This window comes from uncultured Methanobrevibacter sp., from assembly GCF_902769175.1.
GTDB lineage: Archaea > Methanobacteriota > Methanobacteria > Methanobacteriales > Methanobacteriaceae > Methanobrevibacter.
On sequence record NZ_CACXNW010000006.1, the window covers coordinates 83967 to 100884 of the forward strand.

13 protein-coding genes are annotated in these 16918 nt (G+C 30.3%); 5 read left to right on the forward strand and 8 right to left on the reverse strand.

The window, feature by feature from the left end; genetic code table 11:
• Positions 1-115: 115 nt before the first annotated feature.
• Positions 116-1927, forward strand: a complete 1812-nt coding sequence (locus tag QZV12_RS03080) for a glycosyltransferase (protein WP_295617030.1) — start codon at positions 116-118, stop codon at positions 1925-1927.
• Positions 1928-2138: 211 nt separating this feature from the next.
• Here QZV12_RS03080 and QZV12_RS03085 read toward each other — a convergent pair whose 3' ends face one another.
• Positions 2139-4328 (reverse strand): Tex family protein, encoded by a 2190-nt coding sequence (locus QZV12_RS03085; protein WP_366925530.1) that lies wholly within the window; start codon positions 4326-4328, stop codon positions 2139-2141.
• Positions 4329-4845: 517 nt separating this feature from the next.
• Here QZV12_RS03085 and QZV12_RS03090 point away from each other — a divergent pair.
• Entirely contained in the window at positions 4846-6414 is a 1569-nt protein-coding gene (locus QZV12_RS03090; RefSeq protein ID WP_295617036.1) for a hypothetical protein, read from the forward strand.
• 612 nt (positions 6415-7026) lie between these two features.
• On the opposite strand, the gene QZV12_RS03095 is transcribed toward QZV12_RS03090, so the two are convergent.
• The 5 genes from QZV12_RS03095 to QZV12_RS03115 form a co-directional block, all read right to left on the reverse strand.
• Positions 7027-7575, reverse strand: a complete 549-nt coding sequence (locus tag QZV12_RS03095; RefSeq protein WP_295617039.1) for a GNAT family N-acetyltransferase — start codon at positions 7573-7575, stop codon at positions 7027-7029.
• 14 nt (positions 7576-7589) lie between these two features.
• Entirely contained in the window at positions 7590-8054 is a 465-nt protein-coding gene (locus QZV12_RS03100; RefSeq protein ID WP_295617042.1) for a nucleoside deaminase, read from the reverse strand.
• Between the two features lie 272 nt (positions 8055-8326).
• Positions 8327-9331 carry a hypothetical protein gene (locus QZV12_RS03105; protein WP_295617045.1) on the reverse strand — a complete coding sequence of 335 codons (1005 nt, stop codon included), beginning with the start codon at positions 9329-9331 and terminating at the stop codon, positions 8327-8329.
• Between the two features lie 507 nt (positions 9332-9838).
• Positions 9839-10780, reverse strand: a complete 942-nt coding sequence (gene cfbA, locus QZV12_RS03110; protein WP_295617048.1) for a sirohydrochlorin nickelochelatase — start codon at positions 10778-10780, stop codon at positions 9839-9841.
• Between the two features lie 301 nt (positions 10781-11081).
• Positions 11082-11480: a Zn-ribbon domain-containing OB-fold protein gene (locus QZV12_RS03115; protein WP_295617051.1), complete on the reverse strand. Its 399-nt coding sequence runs from the start codon at positions 11478-11480 to the stop codon at positions 11082-11084.
• Positions 11481-11891: 411 nt separating this feature from the next.
• Here QZV12_RS03115 and QZV12_RS03120 point away from each other — a divergent pair, with 411 nt between their 5' ends.
• Both QZV12_RS03120 and QZV12_RS03125 read left to right on the forward strand, forming a co-directional pair.
• The gene (locus QZV12_RS03120) at positions 11892-12935 is read left to right on the forward strand and encodes a hypothetical protein (RefSeq protein WP_295617054.1); all 1044 of its coding nucleotides are present in this window, start codon (positions 11892-11894) and stop codon (positions 12933-12935) included.
• 8 nt (positions 12936-12943) lie between these two features.
• A complete protein-coding gene (locus QZV12_RS03125) occupies positions 12944-14020 on the forward strand; it encodes a hypothetical protein (RefSeq protein ID WP_295617057.1) in 1077 nt (358 codons plus the stop codon).
• A 320-nt stretch (positions 14021-14340) separates the two neighbouring features.
• On the opposite strand, the gene QZV12_RS03130 is transcribed toward QZV12_RS03125, so the two are convergent.
• Together QZV12_RS03130 and QZV12_RS03135 are read right to left on the reverse strand one after the other, a co-directional pair.
• Positions 14341-15723 carry an MFS transporter gene (locus QZV12_RS03130; protein WP_295617060.1) on the reverse strand — a complete coding sequence of 461 codons (1383 nt, stop codon included), beginning with the start codon at positions 15721-15723 and terminating at the stop codon, positions 14341-14343.
• A gap of 263 nt (positions 15724-15986) precedes the next feature.
• The gene (locus QZV12_RS03135) at positions 15987-16508 is read right to left on the reverse strand and encodes an SDR family NAD(P)-dependent oxidoreductase (RefSeq protein WP_295617063.1); all 522 of its coding nucleotides are present in this window, start codon (positions 16506-16508) and stop codon (positions 15987-15989) included.
• A gap of 226 nt (positions 16509-16734) precedes the next feature.
• On the opposite strand from QZV12_RS03135, the gene QZV12_RS03140 reads away from it, so the two are divergent.
• Positions 16735-16881 (forward strand): hypothetical protein, encoded by a 147-nt coding sequence (locus QZV12_RS03140; protein ID WP_295617065.1) that lies wholly within the window; start codon positions 16735-16737, stop codon positions 16879-16881.
• Positions 16882-16918 lie beyond the last annotated feature (37 nt).

The following is a 16918-nucleotide window of genomic DNA, read 5'->3' on the forward strand; positions in this document are numbered from 1 at the left end:
ATTCAAGAAATTTTGCCTTGGTTTTTCGAGTAAAGTATAATTATTAATACCCATAAAATATTAATTGATAGTGATTTAATTTTTAGTGTTAATATTTTGATTAAAAGGTGTTTTTATGGATTATGAGTATAAATTTTCTGTTGTAATGCCTATTTATAATGTAGAAAAGTATCTTGCAGAGGCTATTGATTCTTTAATAGACCAAACTATAGGCTTTGAAGAGAATGTCGAGCTATTGATCATTGATGATGGCAGTCCTGACAATTCCAAAGACATCGCATTGGAATACCAAGAAAAATATCCTGAAAACATAAAGTTCTTTTCTAAATTAAATGGCGGTCAAGCAAGTGCATTCAATTTAGGATTAAAGCATTTGCATGGAAAATATGTCAGCTTTTTAGACAGCGATGACCGTCTCTCACCAAATACCTTTCAAGAGGTTTATGACTTTTTTGAAAAGCATTATGATGAAATTGATCTGGTTGCAATACCTGTGCTGTTTTTTGAAAGAAGAACTGGAGACCATGCCTTAAATTATAAGTTTAGGTCTACTCGAGTAATTGACTTAATGAAGCAGCCCCATAACCCACAATTATCTGTTGCATCTTCATTTGTAAAGAATGAATCATTGGAAGGAAAGGAATTTGACACAGAATTGATTTCAGGCTATGATACCGTAATGGTAAATAGAATAATATTGCCTAAGAAAAAAATTGGTGTCATAAGCACCTCTTCCTATTTTTACAGAAAGAGAATGGATGAAACTTCCATGATTGACAATTACAAAGGCAAGAAGAAGTATTTCACCCATACATTAAAGAACCTTAACGTTTACTTGATTGATTATTATATGGAAAGGATGGGCTGTGTTCCTAAGTTCATTCAATATGTTATTGCATATAACCTTCAGTGGTATAAGGGAGTTTCAGACTTTCCGGATTACTTTACAGATGAGGAAATCAATGAGTTTTGGGAAACTTTCTGCCATGCCCTAAGCTATGTGGATGAGGATGTAATCAATGATAAGCGCATCATAAAACAGAATATTGTCAGATATTTCCTGATGTATATCAAAAACAAAAAAGAGTTCCATATAGAAACTGTTGATGGGGAAGGAGAGGTCTATTTAAAGACTGGAGACTTTATAATCAACAATTTGCATAATCATGGAATCTACTTAGACAGCATTGAAATAGAAAGCAATATTCTAAAGATTTTAGGAACCTTTGCAAGTTCCTGTGATTATGATACATTAAGCATTCAAGCTATTAAGACAGATTCAGATGGAACCAAAGAAGTTTTCCATGATTTAAATGAATTTACAAAGGAAAATTCGTCAATTAAAAGATTTTTAGGTGTAAATTGGCAATATAAACGTTATTTCAATTTGGAAATACCTATTATAGAAAATGAAGAGGCTAAATTAGAATTTGAAGTAATCTATAATGAAAATGATAAAACCATTGTCATGAAAAACGACATTCACTTTAGAGACACTTCAATGGTGGATGATAGAATCAGCTATTCTATAGAAGGATCTCATATCATTTCCTTTAATGAAAATTCATTTAGCATATGTCCTTATTCAATAGAAAAGGCCTATGAGCTTAAGAATGACTTACACATGAATATTCAAGAGCTGTTGCAAACCCAAAAGGATTTGGAAAAAGAACTCAGGTCATTGAATAAGGAAATAAATAAGCTGAATAAGAAAAACAGTAAATTGGAAAACAAGAATGAAAAATTAAATGACAAAAACGATAAGCTGAATGAGCAAAACAAAAATTTAAAGAATCACAATAGAAAGCTTAAGGAAAATCTAAAGAAATCCAGGCAAAAGAATAAAGAGATTGTTAATTCCACCAGTTGGAAAGTAACTAAACCTCTTAGAATGCCTAAGCAAGTGATTAAAAAATTGGAAGATTAACTTGTCATTTTGTCTGATTAAAAGCTTTTCATAGTTAGAGAATCAACTCTAACTATTTTATTTTTTATCTTTTTAGGGGCTGTTGAAAACCTTTTTTAAAATTTTATTTTTAATCTTTTTAACAGTTATTTTTTAAAATTTTTATATAAATTTATAGAATTTCAACAAAGCCCTTTTTTTAATATTTTCCATTTTTTTAAAAATCTTTTTTTTAAATAATCATAGACAATTGAATCCTATGACGTGCAACATCCACATCAATAACCTTTACATCAATAATGTCTCCAACACTTACAAAATCAAGTGGATGCTTTACAAATTGTGTATCGGTTATTTGGGATTTATGGACTAATCCATCCTGATGCACTCCAATATCTACAAATGCACCAAAATCAACTACATTACGAACTGTACCACTTAAAACCATACCTTCTTCAAGGTCTTCCATTGTCAAGACATCTTTTCTTAAGATAGGTTGTGGCATTTCTTCCCTTGGGTATCTTCCAGGTTTTTTAAGCTCTTTTGCAATGTCCTTTAATGTGATTGAACCAATGCCGATTTCAGAAGCGATCCTTTCAAATTCCTCATCTGTTAAGTCAAGGTCAGATTCCTTTATTTTTCTATTGTCCAAATCTTCAAGGGAGTATCCAAGTGAGCTTAGGAATGCTATTGTAGCTCCATATGATTCTGGGTGAACTGTAGTGTTGTCCAATGGATTGTGGCTGTCCTTTACCTTCATGAATCCAGCACATTGCTCATATGCCTTAGGACCTAACTTATTCACTTTCATCAATTCATCCCTTGAGTAGAACTTTCCGTTCTCCTCTCTGTATTTCACAATATTTTTAGCTACTGTTTTACTGATTCCTGAAACATGTTCCATAAGTGATACAGATGCAGTGTTTACATCCACTCCCACTTCATTTACGGATTTTTCAACAACATTGTCAAGAGACTCTCCAAGCTTCTTTTGATTCATGTCATGCTGATACTGGCCGACTCCTATTGATTTAGGATCTATTTTAACAAGCTCTGCAAGTGGGTCTTGAAGACGTCTTGCAATTGAAATTGCGCTTCTTTCACCTACATTGTAATCTGGAAACTCTTCTGATGCCAATTCACTTGCAGAATAGACACTTGCCCCTGCCTCATTGACTATCACATACTGTACATCAAGGTCCTTTATTATCTCTGCCACTATTGCTTCAGATTCCCTTGATGCAGTTCCATTTCCAATTGCGATAAGATTAATGTCATACTTGAAAATCAGGTCACGAACAGTTGAACGGGTTTCAGCTATTTTATTTTGAGGTTCTGTTGGATATACAAGTCCTGTTTCCAATACCTTTCCATATTCATCAACAACAGCAAGCTTGCATCCTGTCCTGAATGCTGGGTCCCAACCAAGAACTACCTTATTGATTATTGGAGCCTGCATCAACAGCTGTTCAAGGTTTTTTGAGAATACCTTGATTGATTTGTCTTCCGCCTTTTCAAAAAGCTGATTTCTAAGTTCCCTTTCAATAGCTGGTGCAATAAGCCTTTTGTAGGAGTCTTGTATTGCATCAGTTAGGGTTTCTTCAGTATACTTATTGTAAATCGGTTGAGTTGGCTTGCCTCCCTTATTGATTAGGACATGTCTTCTTAGATATGCTATAATGTCCTCTTCAGGAGCACTGATTTTGATTTTCAAGAATTTTTCCTTTTCTCCACGATTGATTGCAAGGACTCTATGGATTGCTATCTTAGAGACTTCTTCAGTGTAGTCGTAGTACATGTCATAAACTGATTCCTCATCCTTATCCTTAGCTTCTGAAATAAGCTCACCATCTTCATAACTGAGTTCACGTATAAGGGCTCTGAAGCTTGCATTGTCAGATATGATTTCAGCTATTATGTCTTGTGCACCTTGGATTGCCTCTTCTGTATTGTTTACTCTCAATTCCTCATCAATCTCTTCATTGTCAACGGTAACAAAATCCTTAGCTATCTCTTCAACCGGAACCTCTATATCTTGGGCAAGGATAATATCTGCCAATCCTTCAAGACCCTTTTCCTTAGCTATTGTAGCTCTGGTTCGTCTTTTTTGTTTGTATGGTCTGTATAAGTCTTCAAGTTCAACAAGGGTTGTAGCTTCCATAATGGCCTTTTTCAACTCTTCAGTCAGTTTTCCTTGTTCCTCAATATTCTTTAAGACAGTTTCCTTTTTCTCTTCAAGATTTCTGAGATATTTTAATCTTGTATCAAATTTCCTAAGTATCTCATCATCAAGTGAACCGGTTACCTCTTTTCTATATCTTGCAATAAATGGAATGGTGTTTCCATCGTCTATTAGCTTTATTACACTTTCTGCTTGTGATATCTTTATGTTAAGCTCTTGTGATAATGTATCTGCAATCATCATTTTTTAACCTATAAAAATCTGTTTTATTTGTTTATCTTTAAATTATTTTTATTTTCAAAATATTTAAAGTTAATTTTCATTTATCTTTTTAAGTTGTTTTTTTATTATTTTTTTATCTTTTGTTTGAAAATCTTTAGTATAGATGTTTTTTTATTATTTTTTTTTATCTTTTGTTTGAAAATCTTTAGGGATGATTTTTGATTATTTTTTTATGAAAACTAAAATAAATTTCCTTCTTTTATTTGCAATTTTAACGATTGTAAGCAAGTACTTGCACTCGAAAATCTTTATATAGTCCTTTATTGAAAAATTTTTTTACATAAGGAATATTTATTGAAAGGATGATAAAAAATAGGTTGAATAAAATTTGAATCAAATATGATTTCAAGCCTTTTTTTCTCAAATTTATTATTTTATGATTTAAAGGATATTATTTTGCGAATAAGACTTTTTTTATCTATTTTTTATTTTAATAAAACTTTTTCTTATTATTTTTAAATGATGGAGAATTTTTATGAAATTTCGAGGATACTTGTATGTAGCAATGATATTTCTTCTTTGCATGATTTGCATTTCTGGAGTTAATGCAGCAGATTATGATGGAGGAAATATTATTGGTGCTGAAAACAATCAAGATTTTACTTTAGAATACCGCTTAGATGCTGATGCTATAAGTGTTCATAATGACGACAATGCTAATGGGCTTGTTGAAGATATAACTGAAGATGGTACTGACAAGGTTAATGGGCTTGTTGAAGATATAACAGAAGATGACAATTCATCAGGTTCATTTACTGATTTAAACAAGGATATTAATGGAAATGAAAAAAATGAGATCACTTTAACTCGTCACTATCTCTTTAATGGTACTGATATTGATGATTCTCGTTTTACTGAGGGTATTTCCATTAATCGTACAGTAACTATTAACGGAAATGGCATTACTATAGATGGTGCAAATCTTGCACGCCTCTTTTATATATGTCCTGGTGCAAATGTGAAATTCCTAAACATAAATTTCATAAACGGACATTTTAGCGAATATGTAAATGGTGGTGGAGCTATTAATGCACCTAGTAATGATAGTTGTGTTGTGGAAAATTCTACCTTCAAGGGCAACATAGCAAGATGTAAAGGAGGTGCTATGTATGGTGGCACAGCAATCAATTGTATCTTTAGGGACAACAAAGCAGGTGATGGTGGAGCAATGTCAAAAGGCACTGCAATCAACTGTACTTTTAGTGGAAACAAAGCAGTTGATGGTGGCGCTATGCAAGACTGTTCTGCTGTCAATTGTAATTTGACCAGCAACTCTGGAGAATGGGGTGGAGCAATGAATGGTGGCATTGCGATTAACTGTCGATTTGGCTCCAACTCTACAGAGGATTATGGTGGAGCTATGTATGGCTGTTCTGCTGTCAATTGTACTGTCTCTAACAACAAAGTTAAACGTAATGGAGGTGCAATGTATAATGGTAATGCAATAAACTGTGCATTTGACTATAACTATGCGCTGGAAGATGGTGGAGCTATGTATGAGTGTTCTGCTGTCAATTGTACTTTTTTCAAGAACCGATCAGATAATTTAGGCGGTGCAATGTACTTAGGTAATGCAAGCAATTGTACTTTTAAGAACAATAACGCAGATGCGGGTTCAGCAATATTCCACGGGGATGCCTACAATTGTAATTTTACAGGTCATTATATAGTAGGTTCTGGCGGAGCTATGGAAGGTGGGAATGCGATAAACTGTACTTTCCACAATAACACTGCAAGTATTTATGGTGGAGCTAAAAGAGGTGGTAATGCGATTAACTGTACATTCTTAAAGAACATTGCAAAAAGTGATGGTGGAGCAATCTTTGCAGGCACTGCGATTAACTGTACTTTCATTGGCAACCTTGCATATGAGGATGGTGGAGCTATGAGTAGAGGCACTGCAATCAACTGTATCTTCAAGAACAATACTGCAAGAGAGTCTGGTGGATCAATGTCTGACGGAACTACAGACAATTGTACTTTCTATGGAAACACTGCAAAAATCAATGGTGGAGCTTTATTAAGAAGTACTGCTAATGATTGAGTCTTTGAAGGAGACGATATGTGTATTTGCATGAAAAAAGAGTTCAAATCACTTATTTTTTAATTTTTTTTTAATTATGTTCTTCTCCAGTGAAATTAATATATGTATATTATTTTTAATTTATTTTTTTCTTTTTTTTAATTATGTTCTTCTCTAGTAAAATCCATGATGTATATTATTTTTAATTTGTTTTTTTCTGTATTGTCAGTTTTTATGAATTTTTGTATTTTTTAATTTGTTTTTTTCTGTATTGTCAGTTTTTATGAATTTTTGTATTTTTTAATTTGTTTTTTTCTGTATTGTCAGTTTTTATGATATTTGTTTTTTTTAATTTGTTTTTTTCAGATAATCACTTTAAAGAATTTATTGATTCAATTTTCTATTCATTATAATGAATTTTAAGCATATTTTAATAAAAGTTATTGTTCAAACTATGAATTTAAACAAACAATTATTTAATTTACTTATAGATAAATTAAAATTATCAATACATAATCTAAATCAGACACATCATATATTCATAAATTTATTGAATTATTAAAATATTTAATTAATGGTATGTATTTTTTTAAAGAAATTATGGTTTGTAAAATTATAATTGAAGTATGATATTTAAAAAAATAGAAAATTAAAAAAATCAGAATCATTAAGATTGAAATTATAAAAAAAAAAAAAAAAAAAAAAATAAAAATAAAAAGCCCCATTTGGAATAGGGCTGAGAAAAGATAAATTAAGAATTGATCTTAATTCACCTTCAAAGAATCCAAAATTGTCTATTATCTCATAGCCAAGCTTCTTATAGAGATTGATAGCTGCATCATTTTCACTTCCTGTTTCTATGACAGAATACCTGAAGTTCTCTTCCATTGCCAATTTTTCAATCTGCTTTACAAGCTTATAGGCTATTCCTTTTCTTCTGTATCTTCTTTTAACATAAACCCTTTTGATTTCAATTGTGTCCTTATCAAAGAGTTTAAAGCTTGCACAAGCTATTGGCTTTCCATAGTTTAAGGCAAGGACTACAATATGAGGATCCTTCAATTCATTATAATCCTTATACTTCAATACCTTATCTCCATGCTTTTGGAAATATTCATTATCCAATTCATTGGAAAGTTCAATGAATCTTTCATCCTTTTCATCAGTAATAATGGATTCCATAATCATTCCTCATCTTATTTCAATTCTGTAGTGTTTCCTACCTTGGCAAGCTCCTTTTCCCATACTCCAGGGTTTTGTTTTACAAATCTGTCAAACAGTTCCTTGCATCTTGAATCATTCAACACTATCACTTCAACACCATTATCTTCCAAAAGCCTTTCAGCTCCCATTAATGTTTTATTGTCTCCTATAACGACCTTTGGAATATTGTATAGCAATACAGCACCGGAACACATTGGACAAGGGGATAATGTTGTGTATAAGGTGCATTTTCTATAATCATCATAATTAAGGCCTTTTGCATTTTCAATTGCATCCATTTCTCCATGAAGGATTACTGAATTCTTTTGAATAAGCCTGTTATGGCCTCTTGAAATGATTTCATTATCCTTTGCTATCACTGCTCCAATAGGAATTCCACCTTCAGACAATGATATTTCAGCCTCTTTGATTGCTTCATCCATGAATTTTTGATGCATAAAATACCTCATAGTTTTTTGATTTAAAAAATTAATTAGCTAATGCATTTCAATTAGAATATTTATTGACTTAAAAAATTTAAATTGATTTAAATTTCATTTTCAATATTATATTTAAAAAAGGAATAATAATAATTTTACTAAATGAAAATAAAAAAAGAATTATTGAAAAAAGATTAAAAAAAGAATATTATCAAATTATATAAAATTAAAAAAAAAGAAATTTAGATTACTCAAAACCATTGCTGGTCTTGAGTTAAATTCAAATTAAATTATAAATCTTCAGCTTTTGGTTTGATAGTGAATTCAACACATGTTGTAGAATTTCCAAAAACTTCAGAGCCATAATGCTTTATATACATTTTATGGACACCTGGTGCTAAATCTACATCTTCGAATGCACAATTGGAATAACCATCTTTAACATTCTTAACTGCACTAAATCCTTCTGGATCATCTATATAACATAAAACATAGCCATCAAAGTTTTTAGTGGTTCTAGTAGATACCAATACTGGTTCACCAACCTCAACACTACTAACAAATGCATCTACTGTATAATTATTGGATACAGTGAATTTTACTGTCTTTTGAGTTTCATTATAACGCTCATAAGGGGAACAAACCACTTCAACTTCGTATTCTCCAGGTAACAAATCTTGATCAAAAGTTACTTTGGAATTACCGCCTCCTTGAACGGTTTGGGTTTCATTGCCTAATTTGATAACTATATCTCCTTTGTATGCATTATATGTACTAACTCTTACTACTGGTTTTTGACCTGCAACTATATTATCAACATCTACAAATAAACCAGGCTCTTTAATTCTATTAACAGTGAATGTTGTATGACCTCTTACTTCATAGCCAATAACATTAACAGTATATCGACCTGAATCCAATCCTTCAATATCTAATGAAGCAAATCCATTTTTCATAGAAACAGATCTTTCTTGGTTTCCAATCAAGACAGTTAAATCTGCATTAATACCATCAGGTGAAATTAATTGTATTGATTCAATTTCCCCTTGATTGATGTTTTCGGAAATAACAGCCATAGAAGGATTTTTCTTTTCGTCAAGGTTTGCGTTTAAAGCCTTAGCATTATCAATTTCAGTCTTTTTGTCAAGTTTCACATCATCTACTTCGTTTTCATCATTATCTACAGTGATATTTACATCTTTTACTGCAATATCGTTATTGTTATCCTCATTAATATATTTAGTATTATTATCTTGAGCTAAGTCACCAGCACATATAGGTGCTAAGCAATACATAAGAATAATAAATATACATGAATATTTAAAAATTAATTTTTTCATCATAATCACATAATATATTTTTTTATAAGTGTGGATTAATAATATAATATAAATTTTTAAAAAAAGTATAATTATATTCAATAATATATATTTTAAAAAAGTAAAAACTTATAATAATCCTGTATAATAATTTATAAAATCGTATATATAATTATTTTGGCATGTAAGTACATACATGCATCTTAAATTAAAAAATAAAGGATTTTATGCATTTATAAAATAAAATAACCAATTATTAGTGGAAAAATAAAAAAATAGATGAATATAATATAAAAATCTGAAGAAATAGCTATAATATTCAATTAAAACAGAAAAAAATATTGGCTATATTTAGAAAAATATCCTCTACAATAGAAAAAAAGATTTAAATTTGTTAAAGATGAAAATAAAATAAAAAAATCTAGAGAATATATAAGACTCAAATTAAATAAAGCAAAAAAGAAAGAGAATAGAAGACTCTAATTAGAGTGCTTCATTAACCATATCCTTTAATATTTCAATCAATATGTCATCATCACAGATTGGGTCTGGATAAAGGATTTCCCCTTCAAATTCCATTTTAATATCATCATTTCCATGATGATGGTGATGATGTCCGTGAGAGTGACTGTGGCCGTGATCGTGGTCATGGCTGTGTCCATGATGGTGATGGTGATGTCCGTTTACATCATCTTCAATAAGGCCTAAGATTGTTGGAATGTCTCTTGTAGTGTGTGCACCAGGAGCAATGAATACAGGTACAACAACCAATCTGTCAACTTCGTTTTCATTTACAAGCTTGTTGATTGAAGTAGGGATATTAGGTTCTACAAGTTCCATAAATCCAAAGTCACATGGATAATCTGTTTGAGCTTCAAATTGACCAAACAAGTCTGTGATAAATTCCTTGCTGTAATTTAATCTGCTTCCGTGAACCACAAGCAAAACGCCAGTCTTTGCATCATCTCCAAGTTCAGATTCATCAATTGCAGTGGAAATCTTTTTGTTTATGATGTCTAAAAGCTTTGGATTAGGACCGATAGGACCAATCAAATCAATTTTTCCATCAAAATCAACTTCCTGAAGACCATGTAGGTAATGACCTTCTGGATAGATTCCATCAGGCTGTCTTGGATCTGTCTCTTTAGGTTCAAGACCAAGAATGATTGGAATGTCAATGTTGGTGTGGATTCCAGCAGCTAAAAATACAGGAACAGCTATGATTCTTTTCAAATCAGAATTGCGTTCCTTTAGGACATCAATAGCTTCAGGCAAGTTTGGATGAGCAACTTTCATATATCCAACTTCAGCATCGAATTCTGTATTTTCCTTAAACTTAGCGCATATATTTTTAAACACTTCTTCTGCATATGGGAGAGTACTTCCATGACTTAATAACAATACAGCAGTATCTTCATAACTCATAATAATCACATATACATATTACTGATTTTCCTCATTTTTAGGAAAGGATAAATTTAATTGAATAAACATTAAATATTGAAAATCTTAATAAATTTTTCTTAAATAATTTTATACTATAAATTATAGCTTTATAGTTTATAAACTTTGTTAATAATCATTAAAATTATTTTTAAATCGATTTAAAAGTAATAAAATTTTAATAAAAATACTAAAAAAAGTATTACTCAAGATTTATAAAAAATAAAATAGCTAAAAAAGCTATTTTAAAAGATTTATTTGAATCCAATGGACATTAAAAATATTATTTAACTACTTTAAACTTGAATCCATATGAGATTACGCCATCAGGGCCATCTTCACGGATTTTTCTAAAGACCATTTCAACTGGGTCTCCGATTTGAATATCATCAACATCAGCGTCAACGATTTGTGCAGTTACCTTTGCACCTTCATCAAGTTCAATGATAGCTACAGCATATGGAGCTATTTTCTTAAAATCAGAAGTAGGAGTTCTAATTACAGAATATGTAAATATTTTTCCTTTTCCAGAAAATTGAATATCTTCAATGTTTCCTTTTCTTCTACAATCAGGACAGATTACTCTTTGTGGGAAAAATACTTGTCCACAATTTGTACATTTGGATCCAACAAGGTTATATCTTTGTTGGATATGACGCCATGTTCTTACAGTATCAGACATTAAATTCCTCCAATATAAGCATTAATAAGTATGATTTCAATAAATTTTAAACTGTTTGCAAACTTTTAGCAAGATTGAATTTTTAAACTAGTTTTTATTTATTTTTAATTTTTTTTAGTTAATAAATATTATCTTTATTTATAACAATAATCTATTTATAATTCATCTATAATAAAGTTTTAAGTATTTTGCTTGCCCAATGAAGATTTTTTATATTGAATTATTAATAAAAAAGTTAAAAAATATCTTGTGAAAATATAATTTACATTCTTTTTGGCATATCCTAATTATGTTGAAAAATTATAATTAAATAATGAAATTACAATCGTTTAATCAAATTATAATCACTTAAACAAATTATAATTAAAATTTAGTAAGTTTTAAATATTATTTTGAATAATAAAGCAATCAATGAAGATTAAATATAAAAATAAGAAAAATAAGGAAAATAAAAATTATAGAAAAAATGACTTTTTATATGATGAAAAGGCTAATTTTTCAATAATAATAAGCGGCCTTCTTCTAATCAGCTTCCTATTGCTTTCAATAATCCTTCTAAACACAGCTATTGAAGAAAGAGAGGAAAACCAGGAAATCATATCCACAAGTCAGTACCAATACATAATGAAAGACTATATAAGAAATCTTCCCCTTATAGAACGTGAAGGGTTGGAAGAACTTAGCGAAGAAGTTATAAAGAATAAAAGAGCATGTCATGATTCTAAAAGTGATTTAAAGGAACTGATTGATGAAAAATTGCGTTTGAAGAATCAAGAATACTATGATAACTATAATATCAGGATAAACTCTTCCCTAATAGCTATTGAGAATACATCGAACCCTTTTTCTTACAAATTCAATACATATATTTCAAGTGTAAAAGGGGATTATTCATTTGATAATGTCATATCATCTGATGTGGATTGCATTGGATTGAAGGATCCTGTTCCTCTTCTTTTCTGTAAAGGATATCATGGCCTTAGCCATAATGATACAAGCTATAGCTATGGAGATTCATTGTCTGAATTCCTAAAAAGACAAGGAGTTGAGAACTATTCCTGTTATATCAATGCAAGCTCTCCTTTCATAGTAAGGAAATGTCTATTTGACCCTTATACCCATCATGGAGATGATAATGGAAAGATAATGAAGAACTGCAGAGACAATGGATACTATCATGAAAGCAGAGATGGAGCATGCTATCTATGTAGGCTTGAAGGAAAAAGCGGATGTGAACACTATGGCTTTGAAACATTCATCAATCCTCAAAGGACAAATGAAACCGGACTTGTTTCAGCCTGTGGAAGTGACCATGTAATATTCAGTGATGATGTCTATCCTGGAGTTGAGGTGATTTATAATAATGAAAGCTCCAATGATGTAGATGGGCCTTATGAGATTTTATATCTTGACCCAAATGGACATAAGGTAAAGTATGGAATGAGTGATTTTTAGGTGATTTAATGAAAATAATTGATTCATTCATAAAAGACAATGATGGCCTATTGCACTCAACTGAACTTCTACTGTCAATCATAATTCTTGTATTCATAATAGGAACAATAGCTAACCTAAGTGATGAATTAAATGAAAAGATGCTAAGTAAAGAGGAATTATCATCACTTGAAAACATTGCAATAGCTACAAGCGATTATCTATTGAACAATCCGGGAAATCCAGAGCATTGGGAAAGGGATGAGGGATTGGATAATGGAATTGTATCTCGTAATATCATTCCTGGCCTTGCCATAAAGAAAAAAAACATAGGCAATGGTGAATTTTACGATGAAAGTGGAAATGATGAAATGATAATGTCAAATGCAATATCCTACAATAAGCTGATGAAGATTAAAAACAATTACGATGATTTGATAGATAGGAATATTCTTAATGGCAGCTTTAAAAGTTCAATGGCTCTTTATCCATTAAACTGCAAAATAGGGCCTATTAAAATGGGAGATGATTTAGGTGTCAATGATAATGTCAATGATAATGACATTGCAACTGTAAATAGAAGAGTCCAATGTGACTTCTATTCAAGCTTTGTAGTGTATAGATTTAATGATTTAGAGCTTTTTGGTGATGATTATGAAAGAGATGAAATATGCAATCATGATACAAATCCCAATTTGACAAACCATAGCAATGATGGAAGGTCCCTTTGGCTATGCAAGAACTTTAGAGTATATAAAAAATCATTGGAAGACTATAATTATTACCTGATTAGTGATGAATCTGTAAAATACGGCAATTTTTATTGGATATTGGAAAGCCTTAATAGGACAAATGACAATAAGGAAAGGCTAAATAGGGAAGTGATTGATTTGAATCCATTCTTTGAAGAGGATTTATCAAATTCTTCAAATAAAATCTATTCCATTCACTTTAATGTGGAAAAAGATAAGAAAGAGGATTTTAGAACGGTTTTAGTAGCTATTCCAAAGAATATGACTAATGATCTAATAGCTGATGATGAGTTAAAGTATGATTATTTCAATAGTCAGAATGTTGAATTTTTATTAAAGATGGCTTATAAATGATTCAAAGCCTAAAATATTGATTTTTTATAATAAATAGCTAAAAATAAATAATTATGGCCTTTAGGAAGGAAGAAATAAAAAATAACTAAAAAAAGAAATAATACATCCCCTATTTAGAAATAAAATAATAAAAAAATAACTAAAAAAAGAAATAATACATCCCCTATTTAGAAATAAAATAATAAAAAAATAACTAAAAAAAGAAAATACGGCCTGTTAAGAAATAAAATAATAAAAAAATAACTAAAAAAAGAAAATACGGCCTGTTAAGAAATAAAATAATAAAAAATAGCTAAAAAAAGAAATAAAAAGGAGAAATTTTAGTCATAATGGTATTTTGAGTAGAATAATAATATCATTGCAGATAATGTTAAAACTGTAGCTATCGCCATCATAATATGTGAAGATTTTATTAATCCGCTTACATTGCTGCTATTAATAACTTCATTACCTATGAATAAAACACAAATTACATTATAGATAGCTAAACTGACTGTCTTACCAACTTCCTTACTGGATGTTAAGAGAGATGAAGCATCTCCTAAATCCTCTTTAGACACAGATGTGAGAACAAACTTATTGTTTGGCGGTGAGAAGAGACCATGGCCTAATCCTTGAACAATCATAACAATAAGCAACACATATGGTGGCAATAAATCAATGAAGCATAGGGCAAGAATGACAAAGAACAATATTACCATTGCTGTTCCTGCTAAAACCCTATTATCATATTTATCTGCTAATTTTCCACCAGTAGGTGAAATTAAAACCATTACAATAGGAGTGATAAGAAGTATCATACCTGCAATTCTTGAATCGTATCCTAAAACGTATTGTAAATGGAAGTTAAGAATGTATGTAGCAATGAAAGTAATGAAATATGTAACGAAAGCTGCATAATTTCCAATCACATATTTGCCATCCTTAAAGAGATTCAAATTGAAAATTGCATTAGAACTGTTTTTTTCAACCATAATGAAAATGGCAATAGCGATTATGCTGAAAACTAAAAGATAAGATCCCCAAGTTGTAATCTCATTCAATCCTATCATAAACATAGCCATTATCAGCATATACATGATTGAACCTTTTACATTAATAGGTCTTGGGTCAGATTTAAAGTCGCCATCGAGTCTAGACAACAATATCAATTCAATGATAAATACTAAAACCAATAGGACAAAGAGTATTCTCCAAGATAAATAATAAACTATAAAACCTGAAATGGTTGGAGCGGAAGTCATCCCAATATATCCGCAAGATCCTACAATACCTAATGCCTTTCCAAGATTATTTTCAGAAATCTGATTCACTACAAACATGTAAATACTGATAAGGAGTATTCCAACTGCAAACCCTTGAATGATTCTTGAAAAAATTAGGAAAACGATATCGAAAGAAAGTGCAGACATTGCCAACCCAACCTCTAGAATCAGTACCCCATAAATGGTAAATCGCTTAACTCCATACTGGGAAATAACTCTAGATATTGGAACTGAAACTGCAATCAATGCAATCAAATAAGAAATAGTAATCCAATTTGCAAGTTCAATGGTTAAATGTAAATCATTGGAAATCAAAGGAATTGCTACTTGAAGCATGCTTCCAATAAAGGAAGTTGTAAATTGAATTAATGCTGCAATTACAATAACCAGCAAATCCTTTTTAGTAAATTGCAAATGAGATTTTAAACTTAATGCCATGAATAATTTTATTGATTTAATTATAAATAAAACTTTTGAAATGTGATTGCAAAAATAATGTTTCAATGCTGATTAGACCAATTTGCTTGATAAAAATAAGAAAACAATTATACAATTATTCTGAATAATATTCAATCGATTTAAGTATTGAATTTAATAAAAAAATGCAATAGAATAGAGATATAAATATCCTAAAAGAATAAAAAAAGAAAAAATATTCTATCTTAACTAAAAAAAAGGAAAAGGAATAAAAATAAATTATCCTAAATATATTGGCCGCAATCTATTTGATAAACCTGACCAGTAATATTGTTTGCTTGATCGCTTGCCAAAAACAAAACCAGATTTGCAACTTCTATAGGCTCTGACAATTTCTTGATAAAGCATTCATCAAGAATCTTCCTTTTCATGGCTTCATCTATATTGGCATGACGTTCAGTGTTGATAAAGCCTGGAGCTATGACATTGGCAGTAACATTATAAGGACCTAATTCCTTAGCAATGGATTTTGTAAGACCAATCATCCCTGCCTTTGCAGAGGAATATGCTAAGTTACCTTCTCTACCTCTCAAACCATTGATTGAACCAATGTTGATAATTTTTCCAGACCTATTTTTCTTAAAGACCTTTGAAACTTCATTTGAAAAATTAAAGCAGGAGTATAAAACATTTCTGACTGTGAAATCCCAGTCCTCAGGAGTAAGTTCACCAATAAATCCATATCGGAATCTTGAAGCATTGTTGATTAAGACATCTATAGTCAAAACAACTTTCTTATTGGACATAATCTTACACCTTTAACATTTGGTCATATTTTAAATATCAATATCCTCTTTAATTTTTTCATTTCTTCCATATAATATTTTTTAAATTATGGTTAATAAAATGTTTTATAAATTTGAACCATTTGATGTTAAATTCCTTATTATTTTATCATCCCAAAAAACAAAAACTTTTTATATGACAATGATAAAATCATTATACATATATTCAACTATATAGGATGATATTATGAAATTAGATGCTATAATAGGAATGATATTCGTAGCGATATTAATAGTTGCAGGACTTTTAAAACATAAATCTGCAGTTGATTTAGAAAAGGAAAAGGATCTAAAAGAATTGCACAGCTTAAGTGATCTGTTCCATATTCATTAATTCAGTTAGGATGCTGATTAATTGAGATTATAAAAAT